Source organism: Labrys sp. ALF-8, assembly GCF_059699065.1.
This window is the reverse complement of record NZ_AP048543.1, coordinates 19,146-43,107: the sequence shown is the minus strand read 5'-3', so window position 1 is coordinate 43,107 and position 23,962 is coordinate 19,146. Positions and strand designations below refer to the sequence as shown.

Annotated in this window: 29 protein-coding genes; 19 read left to right on the top strand and 10 right to left on the bottom strand. The window is 61.0% G+C overall.

The window, feature by feature from the left end; genetic code table 11:
* Nucleotides 1–476: 476 nt before the first annotated feature.
* Genes AC6H34_RS33685 through AC6H34_RS33675 form a run of 3 tightly spaced genes read left to right on the top strand, consistent with a single transcriptional unit; the run spans nt 477 to nt 1,538 of the window.
* Nucleotides 477–857 (top strand): DUF4160 domain-containing protein, encoded by a 381-nt coding sequence (locus AC6H34_RS33685; RefSeq protein WP_497542008.1) that lies wholly within the window; start codon nt 477–479, stop codon nt 855–857.
* The gene (locus AC6H34_RS33680) at nt 844–1,260 is read left to right on the top strand and encodes a DUF2442 domain-containing protein (RefSeq protein WP_497542007.1); all 417 of its coding nucleotides are present in this window, start codon (nt 844–846) and stop codon (nt 1,258–1,260) included. Before AC6H34_RS33685 ends, AC6H34_RS33680 begins: the two co-directional genes overlap by 14 nt.
* A 20-nt stretch (nt 1,261–1,280) precedes the next feature.
* Complete coding sequence (locus AC6H34_RS33675) at nt 1,281–1,538, top strand: hypothetical protein (protein WP_497542006.1); 258 nt, start codon at nt 1,281–1,283, stop codon at nt 1,536–1,538.
* Nucleotides 1,539–1,843: 305 nt separating this feature from the next.
* On the opposite strand, the gene AC6H34_RS33670 is transcribed toward AC6H34_RS33675, so the two are convergent.
* Entirely contained in the window at nt 1,844–2,041 is a 198-nt protein-coding gene (locus tag AC6H34_RS33670) for a hypothetical protein (RefSeq protein WP_497542005.1), read from the bottom strand.
* 57 nt (nt 2,042–2,098) lie between these two features.
* A complete protein-coding gene (locus AC6H34_RS33665) occupies nt 2,099–2,578 on the bottom strand; it encodes a DUF932 domain-containing protein (RefSeq protein ID WP_497542004.1) in 480 nt (159 codons plus the stop codon).
* A gap of 773 nt (nt 2,579–3,351) precedes the next feature.
* Here AC6H34_RS33665 and AC6H34_RS33660 point away from each other — a divergent pair.
* Both AC6H34_RS33660 and AC6H34_RS33655 read left to right on the top strand, forming a co-directional pair.
* The gene (locus tag AC6H34_RS33660) at nt 3,352–3,879 is read left to right on the top strand and encodes a hypothetical protein (protein ID WP_497542003.1); all 528 of its coding nucleotides are present in this window, start codon (nt 3,352–3,354) and stop codon (nt 3,877–3,879) included.
* Between the two features lie 165 nt (nt 3,880–4,044).
* On the top strand, nt 4,045–4,437 hold the full coding sequence (locus AC6H34_RS33655) for a hypothetical protein (protein WP_497542002.1): 393 nt from the start codon (nt 4,045–4,047) through the stop codon (nt 4,435–4,437).
* Nucleotides 4,438–4,448: 11 nt separating this feature from the next.
* On the opposite strand, the gene AC6H34_RS33650 is transcribed toward AC6H34_RS33655, so the two are convergent.
* Nucleotides 4,449–4,661, bottom strand: coding sequence for a hypothetical protein (locus AC6H34_RS33650; protein ID WP_497542001.1), 213 nt, complete (start codon nt 4,659–4,661; stop codon nt 4,449–4,451).
* A gap of 121 nt (nt 4,662–4,782) precedes the next feature.
* A complete protein-coding gene (locus tag AC6H34_RS33645) occupies nt 4,783–5,112 on the bottom strand; it encodes a single-stranded DNA-binding protein (protein WP_497542000.1) in 330 nt (109 codons plus the stop codon).
* 1,139 nt (nt 5,113–6,251) lie between these two features.
* Between AC6H34_RS33645 and AC6H34_RS33640 the strand changes: the two genes are divergently transcribed.
* Nucleotides 6,252–6,641 carry a DUF6678 family protein gene (locus tag AC6H34_RS33640; RefSeq protein ID WP_497541999.1) on the top strand — a complete coding sequence of 130 codons (390 nt, stop codon included), beginning with the start codon at nt 6,252–6,254 and terminating at the stop codon, nt 6,639–6,641.
* 71 nt (nt 6,642–6,712) lie between these two features.
* Here the strand turns inward: AC6H34_RS33640 and AC6H34_RS33635 are convergent, their stop codons facing one another.
* The 6 genes from AC6H34_RS33635 to AC6H34_RS33610 all read right to left on the bottom strand — a co-directional run bounded on the left by AC6H34_RS33635 (nt 6,713) and on the right by AC6H34_RS33610 (nt 10,173).
* Nucleotides 6,713–7,381 (bottom strand): hypothetical protein, encoded by a 669-nt coding sequence (locus AC6H34_RS33635; protein ID WP_497541998.1) that lies wholly within the window; start codon nt 7,379–7,381, stop codon nt 6,713–6,715.
* 508 nt (nt 7,382–7,889) lie between these two features.
* On the bottom strand, nt 7,890–8,144 hold the full coding sequence (locus tag AC6H34_RS33630; RefSeq protein WP_497541997.1) for a hypothetical protein: 255 nt from the start codon (nt 8,142–8,144) through the stop codon (nt 7,890–7,892).
* Between the two features lie 9 nt (nt 8,145–8,153).
* Nucleotides 8,154–8,825: an acyltransferase gene (locus tag AC6H34_RS33625; RefSeq protein ID WP_497541996.1), complete on the bottom strand. Its 672-nt coding sequence runs from the start codon at nt 8,823–8,825 to the stop codon at nt 8,154–8,156.
* Entirely contained in the window at nt 8,825–9,274 is a 450-nt protein-coding gene (locus tag AC6H34_RS33620) for a hypothetical protein (RefSeq protein ID WP_497541995.1), read from the bottom strand. Before AC6H34_RS33620 ends, AC6H34_RS33625 begins: the two co-directional genes overlap by 1 nt.
* Before the next feature lie 4 nt (nt 9,275–9,278).
* On the bottom strand, nt 9,279–9,560 hold the full coding sequence (locus tag AC6H34_RS33615) for a hypothetical protein (protein WP_497541994.1): 282 nt from the start codon (nt 9,558–9,560) through the stop codon (nt 9,279–9,281).
* A gap of 118 nt (nt 9,561–9,678) precedes the next feature.
* Nucleotides 9,679–10,173: a hypothetical protein gene (locus tag AC6H34_RS33610; protein WP_497541993.1), complete on the bottom strand. Its 495-nt coding sequence runs from the start codon at nt 10,171–10,173 to the stop codon at nt 9,679–9,681.
* A gap of 185 nt (nt 10,174–10,358) precedes the next feature.
* Between AC6H34_RS33610 and AC6H34_RS33605 the strand changes: the two genes are divergently transcribed.
* The 13 genes from AC6H34_RS33605 to AC6H34_RS33545 all read left to right on the top strand — a co-directional run bounded on the left by AC6H34_RS33605 (nt 10,359) and on the right by AC6H34_RS33545 (nt 23,789).
* Nucleotides 10,359–11,177 (top strand): lytic transglycosylase domain-containing protein, encoded by an 819-nt coding sequence (locus AC6H34_RS33605; protein WP_497541992.1) that lies wholly within the window; start codon nt 10,359–10,361, stop codon nt 11,175–11,177.
* Nucleotides 11,174–11,509 carry a TrbC/VirB2 family protein gene (locus tag AC6H34_RS33600; RefSeq protein WP_497541991.1) on the top strand — a complete coding sequence of 112 codons (336 nt, stop codon included), beginning with the start codon at nt 11,174–11,176 and terminating at the stop codon, nt 11,507–11,509. The genes AC6H34_RS33605 and AC6H34_RS33600 overlap by 4 nt, the downstream gene beginning before the upstream one ends.
* 57 nt (nt 11,510–11,566) lie before the next feature.
* Nucleotides 11,567–11,872 (top strand): VirB3 family type IV secretion system protein, encoded by a 306-nt coding sequence (locus AC6H34_RS33595; protein WP_497541990.1) that lies wholly within the window; start codon nt 11,567–11,569, stop codon nt 11,870–11,872.
* A gap of 8 nt (nt 11,873–11,880) precedes the next feature.
* On the top strand, nt 11,881–14,298 hold the full coding sequence (locus AC6H34_RS33590; protein WP_497541989.1) for a VirB4 family type IV secretion/conjugal transfer ATPase: 2,418 nt from the start codon (nt 11,881–11,883) through the stop codon (nt 14,296–14,298).
* Nucleotides 14,295–15,083: a hypothetical protein gene (locus tag AC6H34_RS33585; RefSeq protein WP_497541988.1), complete on the top strand. Its 789-nt coding sequence runs from the start codon at nt 14,295–14,297 to the stop codon at nt 15,081–15,083. The genes AC6H34_RS33590 and AC6H34_RS33585 overlap by 4 nt, the downstream gene beginning before the upstream one ends.
* Before the next feature lie 10 nt (nt 15,084–15,093).
* Entirely contained in the window at nt 15,094–15,825 is a 732-nt protein-coding gene (locus AC6H34_RS33580; protein ID WP_497541987.1) for a type IV secretion system protein, read from the top strand.
* A gap of 225 nt (nt 15,826–16,050) precedes the next feature.
* Nucleotides 16,051–17,055, top strand: coding sequence for a TrbL/VirB6 family protein (locus tag AC6H34_RS33575; RefSeq protein ID WP_497541986.1), 1,005 nt, complete (start codon nt 16,051–16,053; stop codon nt 17,053–17,055).
* A gap of 24 nt (nt 17,056–17,079) precedes the next feature.
* Nucleotides 17,080–17,805: a VirB8 family type IV secretion system protein gene (locus AC6H34_RS33570; protein WP_497541985.1), complete on the top strand. Its 726-nt coding sequence runs from the start codon at nt 17,080–17,082 to the stop codon at nt 17,803–17,805.
* Complete coding sequence (gene virB9, locus AC6H34_RS33565) at nt 17,802–18,569, top strand: P-type conjugative transfer protein VirB9 (protein WP_497541984.1); 768 nt, start codon at nt 17,802–17,804, stop codon at nt 18,567–18,569. The genes AC6H34_RS33570 and virB9 overlap by 4 nt, the downstream gene beginning before the upstream one ends.
* 13 nt (nt 18,570–18,582) lie before the next feature.
* The gene (gene virB10, locus AC6H34_RS33560) at nt 18,583–19,950 is read left to right on the top strand and encodes a type IV secretion system protein VirB10 (RefSeq protein ID WP_497541983.1); all 1,368 of its coding nucleotides are present in this window, start codon (nt 18,583–18,585) and stop codon (nt 19,948–19,950) included.
* Nucleotides 19,853–20,908, top strand: coding sequence for a P-type DNA transfer ATPase VirB11 (gene virB11, locus AC6H34_RS33555; protein ID WP_497542195.1), 1,056 nt, complete (start codon nt 19,853–19,855; stop codon nt 20,906–20,908). Before virB10 ends, virB11 begins: the two co-directional genes overlap by 98 nt.
* Nucleotides 20,908–23,544, top strand: coding sequence for a type IV secretory system conjugative DNA transfer family protein (locus AC6H34_RS33550; protein ID WP_497541982.1), 2,637 nt, complete (start codon nt 20,908–20,910; stop codon nt 23,542–23,544). Before virB11 ends, AC6H34_RS33550 begins: the two co-directional genes overlap by 1 nt.
* A complete protein-coding gene (locus AC6H34_RS33545; RefSeq protein WP_497541981.1) occupies nt 23,541–23,789 on the top strand; it encodes a hypothetical protein in 249 nt (82 codons plus the stop codon). Before AC6H34_RS33550 ends, AC6H34_RS33545 begins: the two co-directional genes overlap by 4 nt.
* Nucleotides 23,790–23,962: the final 173 nt, after the last annotated feature.

Genomic DNA, 23,962 nt, shown 5'->3' with positions numbered 1-23,962 from the left:
GTCCATTCGGCAAATGGGGTAAGCTCTGATCGGGCTATACAAATACATGAAGGACTTGCCGTGAGGCGCTGGCACTCGATCACGATCGAGTATCCTCAAATCGTATAGTTCTTTAAGCGCGGCATTTACGTACGATTTGGCCGGGTTCAAAAACTCACCGATCATGCCAGAACTGACAGGACCATGTGCGGCATGGAGCGTCAGCAGGGCATAGTAGACGCCTAGTCGCTGCGTCCGCTGGGCTCCGGATATCTCCTTCGGGAGAAGAGCAACAATGCGATGGCCCGCCGACACGTCGCTGTTCATGACAATAACTGTCCATATTTGCCGCCTCGTGCGGACTCCTCTTACCCGACGTAATTGCCGATTATCACCTACGAGAGTCGTCGCCAACACTGCTTGAACGAAAATCGGCAGATGCTGAAAGGCATCTTGTGTCGAACAGGACTGATCACCAGTCGCTGCCGGATACCGCCATGCATCGAACAGAAGTTCAGACTTGGATGTGGCAGCTATGCAAGGGCATGGCCTGGACGGGCCGGAAGGGGTCGCCCTGGCCGGGTTGGAACCCACTTTCCGAAGCGCTTGGGTTGTGGTATAAACCGGCAATGCCAACAGTCTTCCGCTTCGATGGCTTGCGCGTCATCATTTATCCCAACGATCATCGACCCGCGCATGTTCACGTCAAAGGAGGGGTCGGCGAGGCGGTTTTTATTCTGCATTGCCCCGATGGTCCGCCGGCGCTGCGGGAAAGCTTCGGCTTCAACACCCCCGAGCTGAATAGGATCGGGGCCGAACTGGCCAGCGTGCTGGCAACCATGTGCGCGGAATGGAGAACGATTCATGGCCGTTACTGAGCAGGATGTTCAACAGGCCGAAAAACGGATGGCAGCGCTGCGTGAGAACGGCTTTGCCGTGTCCGCGCGCTACGATCGCCGCACGGCCCGCATCGTCGTCAACCTGAATACGGGCGTACAGGTTGCGTTCCCGCCGCGCCTGGCCGAAGGTCTTGCCGACGCGAGCCCGGCCGATCTTGCGGACATCGAGGTCAGCCCGGCCGGCCTCGGTCTGCACTGGCCTAAGATCGATGCCGATGTATATGTGCCGGCGCTCCTGCAAGGTGTGTTCGGTTCCAAGCGCTGGATAGCTGCGCAGCTCGGCGCGGCCGGCGGTCAGGCTCGATCGCGGGCGAAAGTCGCAGCAGCGCGTGAGAACGGCCGCAAAGGCGGGAGGCCGCGCAAGGTAGCTGGCGGCCTGTAGCCATGAGGCAGGGTGGAAGAATGCTGAAAACCGATACCCGCCAAGCAAATTGGCGTCGTGCCAATCCAGGCAAATACGATGCGCACCTTGCAGTGCAACGCGCCGTGAAGGTGGGTGAGTTGGAAAAGCAAACGTGTGAGGTCTGCGGGAGCGAAGCCGTCGATGCCCATCACGATCAATACGACGAGCCATTAAGGGTCCGTTGGTTATGCCGCCGGCATCACACGAGGCTGCATCACTACGGCGAGGACATGTTTCCGATCAAGGGTGAACGTTAGCCCGCGCCGGACGATGATGGCAGCGATCGGCAGTTTCGACGTGAGAAAGTCAGGATTTCGGCGACGAAGCCGGTTCCTGAATTTAATCAACGCTCTGCAAAAAGGTCAGCTGATAGTCGATTAGATCGAGGCCGTCTTCGTCATTGAACGACACTTCGAACTGGAGGCCGGGAAAATCCCGCTTCAGCTTCGTCTCGTAGATGTCTTTCAACGTCCGACAAAGCATGCTTCTCCGCGGACATGGTGATGGGAGATCGTGCCGGCGCGGCGGGTTGCGACGGTGCGACCGCAAATTTGGCAATGTGTCATCGGGCAGACCGCATCCGGCGGGCGAGATGTTGGCGCGCGCCCCTGGCGACGCGCAGGGCGGAGAACACGGCGGCAAGCGCCGGGCGCTCGTCCGCCAGCCGCGCCCAGCGCAGGGTTTCGGACAACAGGCGTATCGTCTCGTCGATGGCCTCCACATTCGCAACCGTGGCGGGACGCAAAGCAGACCGCTTCATGATCGATCCTCCTTTTTCGAGGAATCGGGCCAGCCTCGCGGCCGGCCCGCGCTGGGGTCACGCTGCGGATTTGAGCTCGGCCATTTTCTGGCTCAGCAGCCAAAGGGCCTTGTTCAGCTTCACATCCTGATCGATGCCGTTGATGGCCCGGGCGGTGACACGGCGCCGGCGCCCATGCTCGGCCTCTGCCCAGGCGCTCATGCCGCCCCGGATGACGTTCTCCTGCGCTACGTTGAAGGTGGTCCACAGGTCCCGGCCGACATCGTCCCTGCGGCGAGGCACCAGCAGTTGCGCTGGCTTGATCGGCGTTTGCGTCTCGCCGTCGCTGTCTGCGAAGCGGACGACATGAGCTGCCTCGGCAAAGGCCGCGCGCTCCTCGGCATTCAGATGCACCTTGGACCAGTCGGCAGGGGCTGCGAGCGCATTGCGGGCCTCCCCCAGCACCCGATAGGTGCCTTCAATCACCTTGCCGGCGACGTCGCCGCTATGGCGCACCTTCACGCTGTCGAAACGGGCGGTCTTGGTGTAAACGGTCATGATCTCGTCTCCTCTTTCAATCGAACGGCGAAAGGCCCCGTCCTGCTTCCCGAGCACGCGCGGAGATGCGGTTGAGAGAGGGGGGCAAGGCGGTGTTGCGGGAGGGGTATCTCCCACCGGCGCAGCCGGCCGCGAGGATCCTCGCGGTCCTGCAGGAGCGAAGCGACGAAGGATGGGGACACCCGCTAGACGGCCTTGCTGGGGAGAGAGAGGCAGCGCCTGTTCTCTCCGCTGTGCGAGCGCCGATCGGCGTACGCACCCGCTAGCAAAGAGCGTTGCCGCCAATGTCGGCGCTCTGGCGCCTCAACAAACGGTCTTTCGCCCGACGCCAGCGGTGTCCGGCTCGAACCGGACTTCGATACCCACACCGTCGCGTGTGGACACCTGACGGGAGTTCAGCAGCTCGTGTATTTCATCGAGCGCCGCTTCCCTATCGCGGGGACGGCTGGAGCCATACAACCTTAGGACAAAGCGCCCTTCCTCGGCGTGGGCATCCGCTAGCCTGGCTGACCTGAGATGGGACTTTAGCAGATCCGCAAGCTCCAGGACTCCGAGTGGTCTTGACGGCAGTGGCAGTGCGTTCATCGCACACTCACCATTTCTGCGCGAGCCTACGTGTTCGGACTGATCAAACGGCTCACTGGTCCCACCCTCTGTTGACTGTGACATTGAATCCACGCCACGGCAAGTTGTGACGTCCATCCAGCCGGCTGCCGAACAAGCCGACATAGGCCCACCATATGACCCTGAGCAATCTGCGTCGGATCGCTTCGATGATCGACAAGGAGGTGCGCGCGAGCGAGGCGAGTGGGACCGCGGGTTCTCAGCTGGTTACTCGACTGGCTCGATATCTGCAGGACCTGCAAGGGATTTGGGAAAGCTGCACTGCCGCGCAACTGGAATTGCTCTACCAGACCTACCCGGGTTTTGCCCGTTATGCCTCGTTCGTGGAGAGCGTCGGTAGAGGCGAGGTTCACGGCGAAGCGTCGATACCGATCGCCCGATCGCCGGGGTTGGATGCACACAGAGATCGGTTTGCATCGATGGCGACTGAAGCAGAGGCAATCGAATCCGCTTTCCAGGCCATACTCGATTCAGGAAAGCCGCCGGGCTGGCGTACGCTTGCGGGTGAGTGGCTGCGTCGCTTCTCGGTCTGGAGCAATACCCTCGCAGGTCTCAGGAGAGAGATTCATCGCGGTCAAATCTCCAACGGGCTTCGGCCCAGCATGTTGTTGTTGGAGCGCCACGCAAGGAAACTCGGAAAGCTCGCAGGCAAGATTCGAGGTAGACCCCAATGGTGACAATGCTGGTGGAAATTCAAAGCTGAATCCGAGGGGCCTTCTTTGGAGGCCTCGTAATTCCGACGCCGTTTCGCTATCGTCGCATTGGAATCCAAACGCCCAAGGTTGGGTTATATCAGAGCTTCACTGGAAGCTCACTTCGGGCCGTCCAGTTGAGGAGCGAATATGAGATCCGTTGTCGCAGTGATCAGCCTGGCGGGGATGCTCGTTGCATCCAGTTCATTTGCTGCCGACCTCGATCTGGAATGCGTAGGAAAACAAACAAGTACAAGCGGCCTGGAGAAGTCTTTCAAATCCAAGCTTGCAATTCTCTTTGAAACAAAGCACGTCACGATTTACATGGACGAAGGAGAGGGGTATCGCCTTCGATACGATGGCTCCTTCGCCAGATTTGACGATAATCGAATCATACTCAGCGATGCGCCGAACAACATCTTCTACGTGGACCGGCGATCGAAGGAATTTTATGAAAAGACGACCGAGATCGACAATGGTCCTGTCACGAAGATCTTAAGAGCAGCTTGTAACAAGATCGGCGATCAAAAGCCGGCCTTCTGATCACCAAGCACCTATGCGACGCGCCTCATTCGTCGATTGAGATGCTGGCGCGCGCCCTTGGCGACGCGCAGGGCGGAGAACACGGCGACAAGCGCCGGGCGCTCGTCGGCCAAGCGCGCCCAGCGCAGCGTTTCGGACAACAGGCGTATCGTCTCGTCGATGGCCTCCACTTTCGCAATCGTGGCGGGACGCAAGGCAAAGGCAACGCTTCTTCTCCCCGCCATGCCGGCGCCAATCGGCACCGGCATCACGCAGCAAAGGATGTTGCCGCCCTTACCCGCGACCCAAAAGGAAAAGGGGGCGGCGAACCGCCCCCTTGCAGATTTGCTCGCCGTCCCGCTCGGGTCAGCCCGCATCCCTCGCGGGGGCACCGGCCAGAAGCTCGAAGGTGTTGGCGAGGCGGTCGGTGGTGTAGACGGTCTTGCCGTCCTTCTCGTAGGAGCGATCCTCGAGGTTGCCCTCGACCAGGACCAGGTCACCCTTGGAGCGCTTCTTTTCGACCCACTCGGCCTGCTTGCCGAAGACCGTGACTGTGTTCCAGCGGGTGCGATCCTGGTAGTCGCCGGCCTCGTCCTTCACGCTGTAGTTCGAGGCGATGCTGACCCTCACGGTCTTGCCGGCGCGTTCGATCTTGGCGATGCGGCCGATCAGGCGGAAGCTGGCTTCGTTGTACATTGTCGTCTCTCCTTTGTGGGGCGATGCCCCGTTGCGATGAAACCCGGCATTGGCCGCCACCAGGGCCGGGTAGAGCTGGGCGCAAGCCCAGGCCAGCGAAGCGCCGCTCCCGTCAGACGAAGGAATTTTGCCGCGCGAGGAATGCCCGCAGGGCAGGGGAAAATTCTGCGCGGCCAGGGACGACACCCGGACCGGCGGCTGTAAGGAAAAGTTTCAGGAGGGCAACGGGACATCGCCTTCACAAGGAAGGGAACGCCACCCCCATGAAGAAGCCCGCTTCCGCGTGATCGGCCGCTTGCTCAGCCATGATTCCGGCAATATCGGAGGGTCTGGGCTCCCAGCTCAGACAGTGAGAACGACGCGGCCGGCGACGGGCAGGTCCTTGGAATGTACGGGCACTCGTCCGTCCTCAAGCAAGCAGGCCGCGTGGGTCCAGAAGGAGTTACCAGCAACCGTTGTGACCAGGCCGTGGTTGAAGTGCATCGGAAGGGCATTCAGAGATGGAATGGCGCCAGCGCCTATACCACCGATCGCCTCGCAACCCCTTGCTTCGCTGCATTACGTCCGAAGGGCGCCAGCCTCTCCCGCTTGCGGCGGCTGACATACTGCTTGCTGGGGCGGGCTCGCCGCCCCCTTCCCTATTCGGGCGCGGGTCTGCTCAATCGTGGATACGATCGGAGACAGAACCACCCGTGGTACCCATGCTAACGGCTCAGCTCGCAAAACGAGGGCATGACCATGGCAGAGTTATGCGGCCCCGATCCGGGGGCAGGACATCTCCGACCGTCTGCTCGATTGTGAATTCCAACTCGAGCCCCATTTACTCGAGCTCATTGCTCGCGGTGCTTGGCGGATAATTTCCTCTTGGGCCAGGCGGAGAATGCCAAGACCCGCGAATTGCCGCGCAATGCGATGGCCGCCGCTGCGGGGATCGACCTTACTGAATCCACGGCAATGGCTCCGCCAGGGCTCGTAACCCGCAGGGACGGTGATCCGGAGGAGCCCCCGGGCATAGCGAAGAGAGCCCGGCCGCGCAGCGGGGCGCCGTAAACTGCTGCGCGTGGTGCCGACATTGTCGCCTGGCGGCTCATCATGACTTGCGTCAACGCAGCTGAACCGCTCAATTATCAGCAGGAACGATGGAGGGTGGCTTGGTCCCGTACGCGAACGATCTGAATTGGCGGAAACTATGTCGAGCTATCGAGGGACTTCCATTTCCGCCCGCCTATCAGATCAAACGCCTCGATTCCGATGCCCCTGAGCCGCCCGAACTTCAGTACGCACCTCCATACTTTGGTGACTGGGCAAAGACCCCGGAGGCGAGCCTTGGCACCCACATTGAGTGGGTGAAGATCGCACCCCGTTACAGTCGGTTCAAAGGCAAATTGATAGAGCCAGCGATACAAGATTGCTCAAACGAATTGCTCGCGTTACTCAAGCGGCTACAGATTCCGTACACCGAACAGGACGAGTTCATCGTAGTGTTTGGAAATGCCCGACCACGCGGGTTAGATTTAGCTGAAGCGTGAGTGGGCTGCCTTCGAGCGCGAAGGGCGTCTCCCATGCCGCCCTCGTCATTCCGCATTAACGACTTGGCGAGCTAATCCAGGGGAAAGAGAGAGGATCCAACCGCCTCAATATGCGCCTGGTTGAAAGCGTCAACCGCATCATCTCTGATGGTTAGCACCTTGCCTGAAGGTGCACCGGCGAGACCGGGCATATGCCGGCGTTCGACGATGCCCCGGGCTTCCAACACCTTTGCCAGCAATTCGGTTTGGGATCCGTTGGATCCGACGCTACGCGCCAGGTTCGTCGCGGTCGGCCGGTTGCCCATGGTGACCTCGGCCGAGATCATATTGACGAAGGCGATTTGCCGGTATCGGGCCGCGCCTGTGTCGCCCTCGAACCGGGATTTGTGAATCATGCGAGACAATACGAGAAGGTCAGCCCTGGTAGGGACTATTTCGGCCGGCTTGAGGTCCAGCGGTTTCGGCTTCTTGCCGTGGAGCGTGGCCAGGTAGGACGAGACACACTGCCCGAGGACGACCGGAATTCGCTCGCCGAGCTCCTGGGCAATTTCGGTAATCTCGGCGTGGTCTTCCTTGGGCAGGAAGAGCTTCGTCTCGACATGTCCCTCTTCCAGGGACTTTGCCTTCCACGTTTCCCGCCACTTTGCGTATTTGGACTTGGATTTCATTTTCTCGGTATGCGGTCTTTCATGGCATTGAACAGAATCAGGTTCGGGTGAGGCATATCGCTGAAGGCCCACAGCCCGGCTCTGACCTGTTTCGCCGTGGCCTCTGCGACAAGGTAGGGCATGTAGACAGGTTTTGCCTCATTTGTAAAAGCTGCAAATGCAAAGCCTCTGGAGACTAATATGGTCCCAAGGTCCAGCGAATTATTGCCAATATGCGCCGAACATATGACCAGAATCTCCGGTACCGTTGAGTCCTTCGCAAGAGGAAGCTGCGCGATGGGGGAGCATGTAGGCTTTGTATCGCGAACAAGAGCCGCAAGCATCGCCAACGATACTGTCCCACAATCCCGCTTATGCCCAGCCATATCCGTGTAATACGTTCCGCGCAGGCAAGACTGGATTCCATAAAGGCGCATAATTTGGGCGCCCTGTTGCCAGGAATCTCCTGTCAGGAAACTTAGGCCACTTTGAGGAATCGCAAAAACCGAAGCGGGGGCGCCAGCAGGTGCCGCTTTTGTTTGTCCATATACAGGGTTATGGACCCCGCAAAGAAAGAGAGAGAGGGCGGTCAAAGTGGGTTTCACGAGCGGCGCTCCTTGAAGAAAATTAATACGGGGAGAAGGGCCGCCAGACTGGCGGCGCCGGCGACGAGCCAGCCAAATGGATAGGGGAGCCTAACCAAAAGAATCAGGGCGATGGCGGCGAGCGAACTGAGGCTCGCGATCGGGCGCGTGGCAACGCGAGCCAGGCCGACGCCGTAAAAGGCGACGGCCTGGGTGACGAGGTTGAGTACGAGAAGAATGATGAGCAGGTCGTGGAGGCGATCGAGGGGCACGGTCCGAGATCAGGGCGTTGCCGTCGGCGAGGCTTGCGGCGTGCTGGAGGGTGGCGTCGTGGCCGTGTTGCACTGGAGGCCATCATTGCTGTTGGTGATGCAGCTGACGTCGTAGCCGGCGCCCGAGATCAGATATTTGCACACGCTCGTACCATTGCCGTCCTTGGTGCCCGCGGCATTGCAGTCCAATCTGGACTTCACGAGGTTGTCGAGCTTCCCACCCTTGCCACAACCGAACTGACAGGCCTTGAGGATAGAGGATTGGGTGACGACCGCGCACTGACCCGCGTAGCAGACCTGTTGACCGATCGCCGAGGTGAGGCCGTTGCTCTGCGCCTTGGACCATTCATCGTTCTGGTATTTCACCCAGGCGGTAACCTGAGCAGACGGATCGTTCAGGAATTCGGAGGGGCTAGCGTTGTAGTAGGCGCCGAAGGTGCCGCCGCCAGTCTGGCCCTTGCCACTGCAGAACTGAAACGCGCCATAGCATCGAACCCCGTTGACGAGAGGAGAAACAGAACTGAAGCTTCCCTCGCTCTTGGTGACATTCGCGGCATACTCGGCGCAGCTCGCCGGCATGCCAGCACCCATGAGGCTGACAGCCGTTTCGCCGGCATAGGCGAGGGAACTTGCAAGGGCAAGAACGAGACCGAAATCGGAGGGTACGAGTGGGATCCGCATCAATGGGCTCCCACGTCATAGGTGCCGTCGAATGGCTTGGCCTCGTCATCGATCTCCTTGGTGGTGATCTTCTTGTAGTTCAGGCTGAGCGTGGCCTCGCCACCGAGAAGCGTGCTGCCGCTCGCCATCTTGCGGACGTTGCCATCTGGGCTCCTCAGCACGAGGATGAAGGCGCAATCGCTCTGCATGGTGCACTGGTTGTCAACCTGCGAGAGCGTCCATGTGCCGGCGGGCGTGCTCAAGGTTGCCGTATAGATGCTGGGCAGATGAGGCGGATTGCCGAAGGGCACCAGGTCCGCGTCCGCCCAGATCCCGTCCGGGTCATGGCTGACATTCTTATGGGAAAGAGCAAGCTGGAATTGGTAGCCCTGCGGTACCTGGGCCGACACCGGCAAGGTCGATGCGCCGAGGGTCATTGCTGCGGCGAGGGTGAGAAGTCGAATTGTCATGGGTTTATCCCTGGCGAGAGGCGAACCGGTCGCGGATGAGAAGCACGGCGCCAAGCGCCACACGGCCGACGAGATAAACGACCGCAAGACCCGCAGTTCCGATCAGGATCGGGCGGCAAATGCGCCAGGCTTGCGTTTGCAGAAATGCGTCGATCTCAACGGCGAAGATGAGGAAAGCGAGCGCTCCGGCGACGAGCCCGAGGCACAGCCCGAAGATAAGGCCGCCGTCGCCACGGGACTGGTTGGGAGGATCGACGTAGTAATAAGGCTGTTGGTCGGAATTCATCTGAAGCTCCTGAGCAAGGGCCGCGCAACGGATCGGCTCACAGACGGTTGGCTGATCGGTTGCGCGGTTCTTGGGAGTTGGGGGGAAGGTGAATCGGCCAGACGGCCGGGCCAGATCCTCAGTTGGAAACCGAGAACCAGATCGTGACCGGCTGACCTCCGGTCGGCGTGATCACCACGTTGTAAGGCTTGTCGCGCATGGGACGGGCAGTTGTGATGACTTCGCTCGTCGGGCCACCGTCTTTCTGGGAAGCCCATTGCGTCTTTGTTTTGCCGCACATGTTGTCGTTCGCGTTCGGAGTCCACTCCCCGTCCGACATGCTGCCCGCCGTCGTGCCATCCGGGCATGGAAGATAGGGCTGATATCGAACGCCGCTCGTTTGCCCACCTTCCGGGCAGGAAGGCCAGGAACCGCCCTTGTCGAGGATACGGAAGAGTTCCTCCATGACGGGGACGCAATAGGGGATGCTGGCCCACCCGGTCGGCGAGGCGGAGCACAACAGGACCTTGCATCCAAAGGAAGCATCCTGGGCCTGCGCGCGTTCGCCCGTCGCGGCCAGAGCGCCGAGGCATACGAGAATGGCCAATGGGCGCGATGTTAGGTTCAGCTTCATCGTTCAGTACCTTTAAAGCGACCTAACGTTCCGGTCGCATCTCCTTAGTAGTTTCTAGAACTTCTGTCAGATGCCCTTACGAGGCCTGAAAGTCACACTGGTTAATTTTTCCAGGGTCTCCAGTCATTTCCCCTTGCTAGGATCATAATCATATATATACGGTATGCAAGCGAATTGGAGGCGATATGAAAGGCTTTCTGCCTGCGGCAGCCTTGGTCGGGGTGACCCTGATGAGCGGATCCGCGACAGCGGACCAGGTCATCGTCCAGTCGAACGGCCAGCCGGTCAAAGTCACGGCCCTTGCCGGTAACCCGCCCGCGACGATGCCCGCGGATGAGGGAAACGCACCGATGCAGCCACAGGCGGCTCCGGCGGCCGATGTCCCAGCCGGTGCCGCCATCCGGTGCAAGGACGGGTCGACGCCGCCGGAACTGATCCGGGCACTCATAGAAAAGGAGGCGGCGCGGCAGGGCGGCGATCTCAAGCTGGCGCTGGCAATCGCCGATCAGGAATCCGGGTTTGGCGCGCGGCAGAACTCCGATGCCGGCGCCCGGGGGCCAATGCAGCTGATGCCTGAGACGGCGCGGCGCTACGCCGTCAGTGATATCTGTGATCCCGCCGAGAACATCAGGGGCGGCATCGCTTTCCTCAAGGATCTGAACGCCACATTCGGCGGCAACGTCATGCTGATGGTTGCCGCCTATAACGCGGGCGAAAACCGCGTCCTGAAGTCGGGCGGCGTGCCCGCGATCCGAGAAACCGTCGATTACACCGCCCGCGTGACGAACGTCTATTACGGCTTCGACAACGTACTGAAGGGCGGCAAGCGCGCGAAGAAAAGCGCCGCTGTGGCGGCACCCGCGCCCCTGGAATCAACGCCTGCGGCGGTCGACGCCACGGGGTCGGTTGGTAACGCAGAGCCACTCAAACCAATCAACAAACCGAAAGCCGACGGGGACCGCTGGATAGGTGGCTCGGTGCTCTATGTCGAAGAAGGAGAATGAGAGTGCAAATCAAAGCGCGTAGGCACCTCGCAGATGCCCTGGCTATCGCGGCCATGGCGGCTATCGCAACGGCAAGTCATGCCGACATGTCCTGGGCTGCCGGTGGTGGCGACATGTTCCAGCCGATCAACAACGTCTTCACCAGTGTCCTCCAGTTCATGACCGGGACGTTTGCCACGACGGCCGCGACGATCGCGGTTTGCGCGGTCGGCTACCTGGCCCTGACGAGCCGCGTGCCGTGGTCGTGGTGTTTTTCGATCATCGTCGGCGTCGCCTTCATCTTCGGCGGGGCGCAGCTGGTGAACACGCTGTCGTCCGGCATGGGCAACTGAGGTGGGAGGGGGCTTGCTCGTTAAAGCGGGCCGGCCCCCTCGTCGAAAGGGCGAGGCATGAGCGAACAAGTCGACAACGATCAGAGGCCACAGAGCGCGCCGCTCGTACTTGGCCTGACGCGACCACGAATGATGCTGGGAATTCCGATGGAACTGTTCGTGGGCGAGTTCGTGCTCACGCTGCTGATCTTTCTGAACACCAAGAATCTTCTGATGTTTCTGCTGATCTTTCCGATCCACGCGATCTCCTACGTATTGACGATCCGTGACGCCCGGCTGGTCGACATCGTGAAGGTGCGCCTTTCCAAGTGCCCTGGCACCCGAAACCGGGGCTTTTGGGGCGGCAACTCCTATAGCCCGTGAGACCTCCGATGGCAGTCCAAAGAGCGGTTCGAAGCTCACTCGAGTATGGCAGCGTCGCGGCGCGAGAGAAGAAGATAGCGGCGCACATACCCTATGTCCGGCATGTTGATGAGGAGACCTTGCGGACCAAGGACGGCATGCTCGTCCGGTTCCTGAAGATTGACGGCTTCTGCCATCAGACCGCTGATCAAACCGAGATCGACAACAAGTCCAACGTCCGAAATACCTTTCTGAAGGCGATGAACGACAGCCGCTTCGCGGTGTACAGCCATATCGTGCGCCGGCGCATCGTGCCGGAAGCGGCCGGAAGCTTCACAAACGAATTCTGCCGCGACCTGGACGCCCGCTATATGGCAGGGCTCAGCGAAAAGCGGATGTATGTGAATGATCTCTATCTGACGATCATTCGCAAGGGCTTCCAGGGCAAAATCGGCTTTGCCGACGCGATTGCTTCCCGGTTCCGGCAGGCGGCCGGAGCTGGGAGCGACCTTCTCGATCGCGAGGCCCGTGAGGAACTGCGCCAACACGCCGCCAACATCGAGCGCGACATGGCCGCCTACGGCGCCCGGGCGCTGAAGGTGGTGCTGCGGAAGGGCTCGGTCTATTCGGAGCCGTTGGAGTTCCTGGCGCAGCTGCTGAACGGCGGCCAGCATATTCAGATGCTGCTGCCGCGCATGGGCTTGGACGAGTATCTGCCGACACGGCGTATCACGTTCGGCAAGAAGAGTCTCGAGCTGCGTGGGGCGACGTCCGACCAGGTGCGCTTCGGGGCGATGATCTCGATACGTGAATACACGCCCTACACGGTCTCGGGGATGATGGACGGCCTGCTGCGGATTCCAGGCGAGTTCATCGTAACCCAGAGCTTCGCCCTGCAGGATCGCGCACCGGTCATGGCTGAAATCGCCAAGGTGGGCCGGCAGATCGCCGCCTCGGACGAAGGCGGAACTTCCCTTGAGACAGCGATAAACACCGCGCGGGAAGAGATCGTCAGCGGCAGCGCCGTGATGGGCAAGCACCACCTTTCGGTGATGGCGCTGGGCGACAGCGTCAAGGAGATGGAGAGCTGCGTCCAGGCGGTGACCAAGGAAGTTCAGAATACCGGCATGGTGACGGTCCGCGAGGACCTCAATGCCGAACCCACCTTTTGGGCGCAGCTTCCAGGCAACTTCAATCATATCGCCCGTCGAGCGTTGATCTCTTCCCGCAATTTTGCGGGTCTGGCGTCGTTTCACAATTTTGCGGTCGGACGGGCCAGCGGCAATCGCTGGGGACCAGCCGTCTCCCTGCTCCAGACGACATCGAAGACGCCTTACTATTTCAATTTCCATCGACTCCAGGTGGGCAACTTCACCGTGACGGGTCCGACGGGGTCGGGCAAGACGGTGGGCATGAGCTTCCTCATGGCGCAAGCGATGAGGATCCAGCCTCAACCGCGGCTGGCGTTCTTCGACAAGGACCGCGGCGCGGAGGTCTTCATCCGCGCGATGGGCGGACAGTATGAGGTGCTGCAGCCAGGCGTGCCCACTGGCTTCAATCCCCTTCAGCTCGAGGGCTCGCCGGCGGATCGTGAATTCGTGCTGCAGCTCCTGCGCTTTCTGGTTCGTCCTCGTGACGGGCGCACCGATCTCACGGCGGTACAGGAGAAAATACTCGAGTCGGCCGTGGAGCAGATCTTCTCGCTGCCCGTCGCAGAACGAAAGTTCGCAGAGGTCGTCCATGTCCTGAGAGGCGCCGAGGTCGGCGGCCATGACGACCTGGCCTCGCGCTTCCTCGTGTGGCTCGACCAGCGAGGATGGCTCTTCAACAATGACGTCGACGTCTGGGATGACAGCAAGGGCATCTTCGGCTTCGACCTGACAAAGGTGCTGGACGATCCGGATGTTCGGTCGGCAGCGCTGGCCTATATCTTTCATCGCATCGAGGGCATGCTCGATGGAACCCGGCCTCTCATCATGACCATCGATGAGGGCTGGAAGGTCCTCAATGACGACAAATTCGGCGCGTTTTTGAGCGACAAGCTCAAGACGATCCGCAAGCTCAACGGCATCATTGGCTTCGGCACGCAGTCGGCCAAGGATATTGTGTCATCGAAGATGGCGCACACGCTGCTCGAGCAAACGCCTACGAACCTCTTCTGGCCAAACCCCAAGGCCGACGAAGCCAGCTACATTGATGGATTCAAGCTGTCGCGCGTGGAGTTCGACTGGGTTCGAACAACACCGCCGGAGTCGCGGCAGTTCCTGGTCAAGCATGACCACGACAGCGTCATTGCCACGCTCGATCTGTCCCACATGCTCGACTTCGTAAAGGTGCTCTCGGGCAACGCGGAAAGCGTTGCCGAGTGCGAGGCGCTTCGCGCCCGCTACGGCGACGAGCCGGAAAAGTGGCTCCCTTATTTCTGTGGCTGGAGGAGTGAATCGTGAAGCGATTGATCGCAGCGACCGTGCTGGTGTTGGCAGGATCCACGGCGGCGCTGGCCGACGGCGGCGTGCCGGTGACCGACTCGGCGGTGACGGACAAGGAAACCAACACCGCCAAGTGCATGGAGCGTGCCCGGGCTTTCAAGCAAAGCCAGGTTACGCCCCAAAACGGCATCAAGGGGAGTGTGGCGACGTCCGGAGAGGCGGGCGCTATCCAGAATGTCGGTACCGCCAATCTTGTCGGTGGCGCGCTGTCCGGAACGAGCGTTGGCGGCATCGATGTGGGCGCCTTGCTGCAGGTTGCCGGCAGCGCCGCTGCACTCAAGAGCCAAAAGGCGGGCCAGGTCATCAATGCCATGGCTGCGGTGACGCAGGCCTTGAACAGCAACAAGGATGCTCTGGCCGGGCAGGGCACTCAGGTCGGGTCCGTGAATTCCATCCAGGGCGGATTTGACCAGAACTCCGCGGCTCGGCTCGCGACGGCCGGCGTATGGGGACAGGCAATACAGGCAGGCAGCACGACGCTGGAGCTTCGAAACACGCAGCTGACTGATCAGGTCACGGCGGCGAGCGCCGCAAGCATGGCGATGCAGTACGACAAGTCGAAGGCGCGCTTCATCGACAGCGGGACGGTCCAGTCGGACAACACCGAAACGGTTTCGACGCAATCGACGTCGCTTGGGCAGATCCAGGCCGAACTCGACGCAGCGCAGGCGGCGGCAAGGAATACCGTCACCGCAACAGGATCCATCCCAGATACCAATTCCGTGGATTCCACGGGCAATTGAGGAGAGTACCATGTCCTTGAAACACCTCGTCCTCGCAGGCGTCGCCTCCATAGGGTTCGTCGCGAGCGCAAGCGCCCAGGGCGTTCCGGTGATCGATTCGGCGGTGTTGACGCAGGCCACGCAAACGGCCTCGAACACGAACCAGATCATGAACTCGAACAACAGCATTCTGCAGACGGTCAACAAGACTCTGGAAGCGGTGACCGGCAATCGATCGACCTCGAACATCGCCAATGCGGCGCTCGGGGGCGGGTTCTCCATGGGGGGCGCACCGGATCTCAGCTCGCTTCTGGGCGGGGCGCAGATGTCGTGGGGCTCGCTCGGCGATTTCGCCAAGAGTGCGACGACGGTTCTGAACGCCCTCAATCTTGTGAAATCGCTGACGGGTCGAACCGACAGCTCCAGCCTGTCGGGAACCGACAAAGCCTACCAAGGCGCCGTGAATACGGCCGCCGCATTGACCGGCATGATAGCGGGGACGCAGGCGAGCTCGACAGAGCGATCGGCGGCCTTCACAGCGGCCAGCCAGCTCGTGGGCACCGCCTCGGACATCAAGGGATCGATCGATCAGAACTCGCAGATCCAGACGCAGACGGCTCTGACGATCAACGAGCTGATCGGCGTGATGAACGCTGGTAACGCGGCCCTGAACGCCCAGCAGATGCAGGAGCTGGCAGCGCAGGCCAAAGCGGCGAATGTCATGAGCTACGACAAGACCAAAGCCCGGTTCGTCGGACAATGAGGCGGCAGCAGAATCCACTTCGCCGCCTGGGGTTGCTGCTGGCCTGCGCGATTGTGACGGCGTTGTCGTCATGCGCGGGTCACTCGGAGCTCAAGGCGCCATGCTCGGCCTCCGCCAGGGACCTCGCTGCGAACGGGCCGATCTTCGCCAGTATCGGTTCCGATCGGTGCGGACCCATGCGGTCGATCAATCAACAATAGTGCGGGCAACAGGGCAGGGCTTGGCGTGGATAGCAGCGATATTTTCGGGACGTTGTTGGGCAAGGTCGACAGCATGGGCGTCAGCATGGTCCAGACGCTCTATTCGACCCTGGCAACGGCCCTGCAGCCCGTCTTCATGGCGGGCGTGACCTGCTTCATCGCCTGGTGGGGCTACGAAATGCTGTTCGGGCGGGCGTCCATGACGGCCGGCGCCTTCGTCTGGCGGCTCGGAAAACTGCTGTTCATCTATACCCTCGCTTTCACCTGGAGCACCTTCCAGCCGCTCATCGTCGACACGCTGACGAAAGCACCCGAGGGGGTCGCGACGGCAGTGTGCGAGGCAACAGGGGGCACGACCTGCGGGACACAGGCCTCATCCATGTCTCAGGGCCTGACTGATTTATGGAACGCCACCATGGCGGCGGCGACCAACGTCTCTGCGGCGGGCGGCTGGACGGGCGTAGGCCTGATGATCCTGTCCTACATCGTCATGCTCATCGCCGGCGTCATGCTTTGCATTGCGGTATTCCTCATGATGTTCGGCAAAATGGCGATGTTCGTGTTGCTGGCGACGGCGCCGATTTTCCTGTGCTGCGCGATGTTCAATTTCACCTCGCCCATTACGGATGGCTGGATGCGGTCCCTGGCGCAGTACGCGCTGCTGCCGATCATCGTCTACGCTATCCTGGGCGTCATGCTCATCCTCTTGAAGACGAGTGTCCAGGATATCCAGACATCGGTGAGCAGCGACACGGCCATGACTGTGGTCGCGCCCTTCCTGCTGATGTGCGCGGTCACCGCTTTCCTGCTGACCCAATCGCTCAACATCGTACACGGCCTGGTGGGCGGCGCCCGGCTCGATGCGTCCAGCGGAGGCGGTGCACTCGTGAGAGGCGCTCGTCGCATGATTGGGGCAACGGGCCGCTTCGGCGAAAGCCAGGTCCGGGGGGCGCAGCAGAAGCTGCGTCATGTCGGCCCCGATCCCGTCCTCGCGCAGATCGAAGCCGCCGCCCGCCAGGCCCGCACCTAAGAACCTCTTTACCGGAGAACTATAATGCCAGATGGCGCTACGAGCGGCGCGCAAACGCCGCCGCTGGTCGACTCACGCTATTACAGCGATGGCCAGAAGTGGGAGACCTCGGTTTACCGGGCGACGGCGCTGTCGCGCAGCGCCTGGCGAATGGTGGCTGTACTCATGGGAATTGCGCTGTGCGCGGCAATCGGCCTGTTGTGGGCGATGCTACCGCTCAAGCAGTTCGATGTCGTCGTGCTCGAGGTGGACAAGACCACAGGATATGTCGAGGCGAGCCGGCCGCTTGAGCAAAGTGGCGACCTCACGCAGAACGAGGCCGTCACACGCGCGAATATCGTACGCTTCATCAGGGCGCGCGAGACCTACGACCCCAAGGGTCTCAGGGACAATTTCGACCTCGCGTCCTTGTATTCAACGGGGAAGGCATCCCGGGACCTCGCGGACGCCTTCGCGGGATCCAATCCGCAGAACCCGATGAAGCTCTGGGGCGCGGAAACGACCATCTCGGTCCAGGTCAAAAGCGTGATCTTCCTCAATGAGAGGACAGCCGCGGTCCGGTTCTCGACAACGAGATCAAACGCGCAAGGCACGGTGATCGAGCATTGGGTGGCCAATGTCCGCTTCCGCTACACCTCCGAACCGATGCGCAACGACTGGCGCTTTGACAACCCCTTGGGATTCCAGGCCACCGAGTATCGCCGCGACCAGGAGACGGTGACGCCGGAAGTGCAGGGAGCGAAGCCGTGAGATCGTCGCTCAGCGCCGCCGTGATGATCGCGACTCTCCTGTTGGCTTTCGCTGACACGGCAGCGTTCGCGGAAAGCAATCCCAGGTCTGTGAAAGCCGACGAGCGGATCCGAACCGTGCCGTTCCAAAAGGACAACGTCATCAACCTCCAGGCGATGATGGGCGTATCGACCATGATCGAATTCAACGACGACGAGCGCATTGCAACCGTCGCGATGGGCGACACCCTGGCCTGGCAGGCGGTGCCCGATCAGAGCAAGCGCTTTCTCTTCATCAAACCCCTGGAGCCCAAGGCCGTCACCAACATGAACGTGGTGACGAGCAAGAGGGTCTACAACTTCATGCTCTCCGGCGCCGTACCGGGGAATTCGCGGCAGGCGGTGTTCAAGTTGCGTTTTGCCTATCCCGAGGATGAGTCCAATGCGGGCCTCATGGCGGCTGCGAAGGAAAACGCGAGCATGCCCAATCTCCGGGCGGCCTTGGCTCACCCGGAAAGCCTCAACTACGACTACGGCTACAAAGGATCGGACCAGAACAAGCCCTCCGCCGCTCTCGACGACGGCACAAAGACCTTCTTCAAATTCTCGGGCGAGATTCCGGCGATCTTCGCTGTGAAATCGGACGGCAGCGAGACGCTGATCAACTACCGGCGAGAGGGCGATTACATCGTCGTCGACAAGGTCACCGCGCAGTGGACGCTGCGCAATGGGGCGGAGACGACCTGCGTGTTCAACAACAAGCTGATCAAGTCGTCGGCAAAGTGATCGGGAGGATTTGATGGCGGTCGATTTCGAGAGCGAAGGCAGCATCGGCGAGAGCGTGGCCACCAAGGGCACGGGCCGCGCCAACCCCTTCGTGACGCTGGTGCTCGTGTTGGTGGGCTTGGGCGCCATGGGCTATGCCTACTATGTCAGCTACATCAAGAGCGCCCCCAAATCGGCGGTGCAGAGCGACGAAGAATTCAATACGGCGCGCTCTGCTCCGAACCTCTCATTCGATGCGCCGGCCCCGGCGACCGAGAACAAGCAGGTATTCGAACCACCTCCGCCGGCGGTGACGCCGCCCGCCGTCGAGGCGGTTGTCGCACCCCCTGCAATCCAGGTGCCACAGGCGGCGGCGCCGCCGGCCCTGGATGACGAGGACGAGCGTCGCCGGCAGGAGGCGGAGCGACGCAGACTGGAGGAAGAGAAAAAGCGGTTGGCTCGGCTGCAGTCCAACATGCTGGTCGTGGACTCAGCAAATGGCTCGGCGGGCCTCGGCGCCGGCGGCGGGAGCGCCGGCTCGGAAGGCACGAGCACAGCCTCGGCGGAACGTGAGGAAGACCCGAACAGACGCTTTTTGAACAACATGGCCGGACAGGAAGTGCAGCTCGTCGCGGCGACCCAGAATACCCGGATCGATGCCCTGATCCCGCAGGGCACGATGATCCGGGGTGTGCTCGAGACGGCCATTCAGTCGGACCTTCCTGGCATGGTCAGGGCGACGATTTCAACGGACGTCTATTCATTCGACGGCCGACGGATCCTTCTGCCGAAGGGCACGATGATCACCGGTGAGTACAGAAGCGGCCTATCCCGAGGCCAGACGCGGGTCATGATCGTTTGGACACGCGCCCTCAGGGCGGATGGAACGTCGATCGCCCTTGGCTCCTATGGCACCGATGATCTCGGACGATCCGGTGTAACGGGTGATATCGATAGACATTACCTGGAGCGGTTCGGATCGGCCGCGGTGCTGAGCCTCGTGGGAGGCGTCAGCTCCTTCATAGCGGGCTTCGACTTCAAGAGCGGCGAATCCTCGACCTCCAGCAGCAATAGCAGCAATCAGAACAGCCAGTCGGCGATGTCGCAGGCCCAAACGTCCATTTCGCAGACAATGTCCGACATGGCGAACCAGGCTCTCAAGGAGAGCATCAATATTCCGCCGACGATTCACGTCGACCAGGGAACGCAGATCATCGTGTTCGTTCGTCGCGATCTGGATTTCTCCTCACTCTATCCCGACCCAGCGAAAGAGGCGCCCTATGAATTACGTCATCCCAAAGCCAATGCTGCAAAATCCAAAGAGCGAAGCGATGTGGGTAGGGCTTCCTACCTTCCTCCGTCAGGCGGCTACGCCCCTCAAGGCATGGTTACAAAACCCTAACGTGATCGAGATCATGTGCAACAGGCCGGGCGAGATCTGGGTCGAAGAGGTTGGCGTGCCCCGTATGGTCAGGCATCAGGTGCCTGAGCTGACCAGTGCGGCCCTGGTGACATTGGCGCGCCTGGTTGCCGGCAATACGGCGCAGCATGTGAACGAAGAGACGCCGTTGATCAGCGCAGCTATGCCGCACGGCGAGCGTTTTCAGGGCGTCCTCGCACCGGTTGCCGCCGATGGCGGGGCCTTCGCCATCCGTAAGCAGGTGATCGCGGACCTGACCATGGACCAATATGCCGAGATGGGCGGCCTCGATACGATCAAGGTGACAGGTCCCCGCATGGTCGAAGACGGAGAGCTCTCGGACATCGAAGGCGAACTGCTCGACCGTTTGCGTGACCCGAGCCGGGCCGCCCGGCGAGATTGGTTTCGCTTTGCGGCAGAAAACCGAATTACGATGCTGATCTCCGGGGGCACATCGACAGGCAAAACGACCTTCTTCAACGGCCTCCTCAAAGACGTCCCCCCTTGGGAACGTCTGATTTCCATCGAGGACACCCGCGAGCTCAAGCCGCCCCAGGCGAACTACCTGGCGCTGGTTGCATCGAAGGGCGGGCAGGGCAAGGCAAAAACGACGATCCAGGAGTGCCTGGAGGCCGCGCTCCGCCTGCGACCGGACCGGATCTTCATGGGAGAGATACGTGGCGCCGAGGCCTATTCATTCCTGCAGGCAATCAACACCGGCCATCCAGGCTCAATGTCGACCCTTCACGCGGATAATCCTCGGGGGGCATTCGAGCGCCTCGCCATGGCGACGATGCATGCGGGCCTGGGCCTGACCAAGGCGGAACTCCTCGAATTCGTACGTTTCGTCGTGCCCGTGGTGATTCAGATCACGCGTGATCCCAAGACTGGCCGACGCAGTGTCAGCGAAATCTACTTCAATAAGTGGAAGGCCGCGTGATGAAGGAGGGCGAAAGAATAGCGCTGATCATCGTGGGTCTGGTCACGCTGCCGGCGGGGCTCTTTCTGCTTTGGTCGGCCAACTATTCGGCCGCCTATTACGGCGTTCTGCATTCCTCCGCTCTGTGGAAGGCCTTCTTTGCGGGAGACGTGTTCCTGCCGGCAAAGCAGGCCATCGCCTATTTCGGGGATGCTCGACTAAAGAAGGTCATCGCCATCGCCACAACCGGCAGCCTGGTCGAAGTCGTCATTCTCGCAGGCGTCGCCGCGGCATTGATCATGAAACCCTGGGCTGTGAAGCCGCCAAAGGATGGGTCCCGTCTGGCAACCCTGAAGGATCTCGATAAGGCGGGCCTACTCAATGGCAAACCGGGCTTCTCGGTGCTCCTCGGCACGGTGGGGAAGGGTAGGCAGGCAAAGGAAGTGCGCTACAGCGGGGACAGCCACTTCTTTGTGAACGGCCCCTCGCGCTCCGGCAAGGGACGTGGCTTCGTGATGACGAACCTCCTCGAGTATCGCGGCAGTGTCCTCGTTCTCGACGTCAAACTGGAGAATTGGGAAAAGACCGGCCCGGCGAGGCTGGCCATGGGCCAGCAATGCTTCGTCTTCGCGCCGGGATCGGCGATGTCACATCGCTGGAATCCGCTGGACTTTGTGCGGGGGTGGCCAGAGCGCTCGACGGACCTCATCAACCTGGCCGCGAGCTTGATACCGCTCGGCGAGAAGGAAGAGCCCTACTGGAAGCAGACGGCGCGCGGCCTTTTTGCCGGCGTGCTGGGCTATGTGCTGGAATCTCCCGCCATGGAAGGCCGGCGGGATCTGCGCTCTGCGCTGCGCATGTTCTCGACGGGCAAGCCCTTCTCCACAGTGATCCGCAAGATTCTGGACGAGGAGCCGGACCTCAATCAATTCATCATCGGCACCTTCAAACAGCATCTGAGCCGTGACGAGGAACAGCGCCCGTCCTTCGAGGGACATATCACGACGTCGCTGTCGCCGTTCAACAACCTGCTGATCGCGGCAGCGACGAGTGCGAGCGACTTCGACATTCGCGAGCTGCGGCGCAATCCATTCTCGATCTTCATCGGCAGCCCGGTGTCGGATTTCGGAACAGTTGAGCCGATCATCCGCCTGCTCATCCAGCAGATTCATGATGTGATGCTGCGGGCGATGCCCGGGAAGGACGAGCCCTACAAGATCCTGATGATGCTCGATGAATTCTATCAGTTTGAGCGTCTTCCGGAGATCATCAAGCGCGCACCCCTGGTTGCGGGGTATGGGATGACCATTGCGCTCATCGCGCAGAACATACCCCAGATCGATGAACGCTATGGGGTGAAGGTCCGCGATGCCCTGTTGGGTAATATGGACATTCAACTCTACATCGCGGTCGGCGATGACACGACGGCAAAGATCGTCTCGGACAATCTCGGAAAATATTACGTCGAGCGTGAGGGTTGGGGGAAGGGCGGCGGCTTTCTCCTCGGAAAGCAGGCATCGCAGGGGCGGTTCGAACCGGTGCCGCTGATGCCACCCGACAGCGTTCGCCGGCTCGACGACGCAAACACGTTGTTGCAGATCCGCGGCACCTACGGCGCCGTGCTCTTCAAGCTGAATTTCTACACCGACAAAGCGTTTGTGGAACGCCGGCAGGAAGCCTCGGCAAAAGCGTCGGCTATGCCGCAACCCCTGCTGGTCGAGGCGCAGGAATGGCCGCTGTTCGAAGACCGGCCGGCCGGGATGGCGAAACCGCCGTCAACGACGAGGTCAGGCACGTCGGTTATTCTACCCAACAGCAAGGTTCATGCGATCCAAGAAACATTGGGCGACGATGCAGCCTACGAAGTGGAGGTGCTCGCGCGAGACGTCTTCAGGGCGCCGGCTCAATTCCTTCAAATTTATCGGCAGGCAATCGCGGCCCTGGAAAACGCAGAGGCGGCCGAAGTCCTGTTCAATCTGCGAGAGCAGCCGCAGATATATGGTGTCCTGCTCGGCGCCGATCGCGGGCTGGGTCTGAAGGAGAGGGCAGCTCGCAAACGTGCCTCGGCGGCAATCTGGCCCTTGCGCGAGGCGATCATCCGGCAGAGGCGGCAAATCATTGAGCAACGCGCTCGACGCTATGCGGAAGCCGAGAAGCAGATTGCTTCGCTCAAGGCGTCGATTCCGACGGAATCATCGATGGTCCCAGCAGCGGCAGCGCCGGCAGAGATCGTCGCGGGGAGTGCAAACAAGAACCCGGAGCCTAGCCTGGTCGAACTGCCTTCAACCGTCCGAGTAGGGCGGCTTGCCGCCCTCGATGCCGTGCGTCAGGCGGAAGCCGCGAACACTTGGGAGGAGCCAGATGGTGATGACATCTTTGGTGACCGCCCCCTGCTTGAACCAGAGGCTGCGCTGTCCGAAGGCGAAGCCCCGACCCTCCTGATCGAGGAAGATGACGACAGCGACCAGCTCAACTTCCACGAAATCGACGAGGCGGTCGGCAAGCTGGCAGCGATTGCCGATGAAGAAATGGCGAAGGGCAGGGCGCGGGACACGGGCGCGCTGGCGGACGCAGTGGCGAGGATGCAGGCGGCAGTGAAGAACGCTGCGTCCGACGACACTATTCTGCTTCTGGATGGCGGGATGGCAGCGGCATGAAAAACGGCATGGCGATCGACCCGTTCGCGCTCTCGGTATCGGTGATGCAGTTCCTGGATGCGGCCGATCACGACCTGCCGAGGGCGCTCGAGCTGGCGGGCGCTGAGGTACTTGCGCTTCGGCGCCTTGCGAGTGCCGGGCTTGTCCGGAAGGCAACAACGCTCATCGACAAGCACAGTGTTCCACGGCTCGAGTGGATGGCCGTGGATGCCGAAGACTTAGAACAAGGGGAGCTTGAACTGTGAAATTTACGAGTGCGGCCATTATCGGCGCGGCCATGGGCCTGGCCTCCTGCGGCGGCCCCGTTTGGCATAGTGGGCCGATCAAACCGATCTACACCGCGCCGCTTGAGCCTGTTCCTTATTCGATCGCCAGAGAGCCGGTCTCTCGGAATGAGGGCGGGGGAGCGAGACCAAGA

Bases quoted from the DNA above. Each gene is read 5' to 3' on its own strand.
- AC6H34_RS33685 (WP_497542008.1), top strand. From the start codon at position 477: ATGCATCGAACAGAAGTTCAGACTTGGATGTGGCAGCTATGCAAGGGC.
- AC6H34_RS33680 (WP_497542007.1), top strand. From the start codon at position 844: ATGGCCGTTACTGAGCAGGATGTTCAACAGGCCGAAAAACGGATGGCA.
- AC6H34_RS33675 (WP_497542006.1), top strand. From the start codon at position 1,281: ATGCTGAAAACCGATACCCGCCAAGCAAATTGGCGTCGTGCCAATCCA.
- AC6H34_RS33670 (WP_497542005.1), bottom strand. From the start codon at position 2,041: ATGAAGCGGTCTGCTTTGCGTCCCGCCACGGTTGCGAATGTGGAGGCC.
- AC6H34_RS33665 (WP_497542004.1), bottom strand. From the start codon at position 2,578: ATGACCGTTTACACCAAGACCGCCCGTTTCGACAGCGTGAAGGTGCGC.
- AC6H34_RS33660 (WP_497542003.1), top strand. From the start codon at position 3,352: ATGATCGACAAGGAGGTGCGCGCGAGCGAGGCGAGTGGGACCGCGGGT.
- AC6H34_RS33655 (WP_497542002.1), top strand. From the start codon at position 4,045: ATGAGATCCGTTGTCGCAGTGATCAGCCTGGCGGGGATGCTCGTTGCA.
- AC6H34_RS33650 (WP_497542001.1), bottom strand. From the start codon at position 4,661: ATGGCGGGGAGAAGAAGCGTTGCCTTTGCCTTGCGTCCCGCCACGATT.
- AC6H34_RS33645 (WP_497542000.1), bottom strand. From the start codon at position 5,112: ATGTACAACGAAGCCAGCTTCCGCCTGATCGGCCGCATCGCCAAGATC.
- AC6H34_RS33640 (WP_497541999.1), top strand. From the start codon at position 6,252: ATGGAGGGTGGCTTGGTCCCGTACGCGAACGATCTGAATTGGCGGAAA.
- AC6H34_RS33625 (WP_497541996.1), bottom strand. From the start codon at position 8,825: ATGCGGATCCCACTCGTACCCTCCGATTTCGGTCTCGTTCTTGCCCTT.
- AC6H34_RS33620 (WP_497541995.1), bottom strand. From the start codon at position 9,274: ATGACAATTCGACTTCTCACCCTCGCCGCAGCAATGACCCTCGGCGCA.
- AC6H34_RS33615 (WP_497541994.1), bottom strand. From the start codon at position 9,560: ATGAATTCCGACCAACAGCCTTATTACTACGTCGATCCTCCCAACCAG.
- AC6H34_RS33610 (WP_497541993.1), bottom strand. From the start codon at position 10,173: ATGAAGCTGAACCTAACATCGCGCCCATTGGCCATTCTCGTATGCCTC.
- AC6H34_RS33605 (WP_497541992.1), top strand. From the start codon at position 10,359: ATGAAAGGCTTTCTGCCTGCGGCAGCCTTGGTCGGGGTGACCCTGATG.
- AC6H34_RS33600 (WP_497541991.1), top strand. From the start codon at position 11,174: ATGAGAGTGCAAATCAAAGCGCGTAGGCACCTCGCAGATGCCCTGGCT.
- AC6H34_RS33595 (WP_497541990.1), top strand. From the start codon at position 11,567: ATGAGCGAACAAGTCGACAACGATCAGAGGCCACAGAGCGCGCCGCTC.
- AC6H34_RS33590 (WP_497541989.1), top strand. From the start codon at position 11,881: ATGGCAGTCCAAAGAGCGGTTCGAAGCTCACTCGAGTATGGCAGCGTC.
- AC6H34_RS33580 (WP_497541987.1), top strand. From the start codon at position 15,094: ATGTCCTTGAAACACCTCGTCCTCGCAGGCGTCGCCTCCATAGGGTTC.
- AC6H34_RS33570 (WP_497541985.1), top strand. From the start codon at position 17,080: ATGCCAGATGGCGCTACGAGCGGCGCGCAAACGCCGCCGCTGGTCGAC.
- virB10 (WP_497541983.1), top strand. From the start codon at position 18,583: ATGGCGGTCGATTTCGAGAGCGAAGGCAGCATCGGCGAGAGCGTGGCC.
- virB11 (WP_497542195.1), top strand. From the start codon at position 19,853: ATGCTGCAAAATCCAAAGAGCGAAGCGATGTGGGTAGGGCTTCCTACC.
- AC6H34_RS33550 (WP_497541982.1), top strand. From the start codon at position 20,908: ATGAAGGAGGGCGAAAGAATAGCGCTGATCATCGTGGGTCTGGTCACG.
- AC6H34_RS33545 (WP_497541981.1), top strand. From the start codon at position 23,541: ATGAAAAACGGCATGGCGATCGACCCGTTCGCGCTCTCGGTATCGGTG.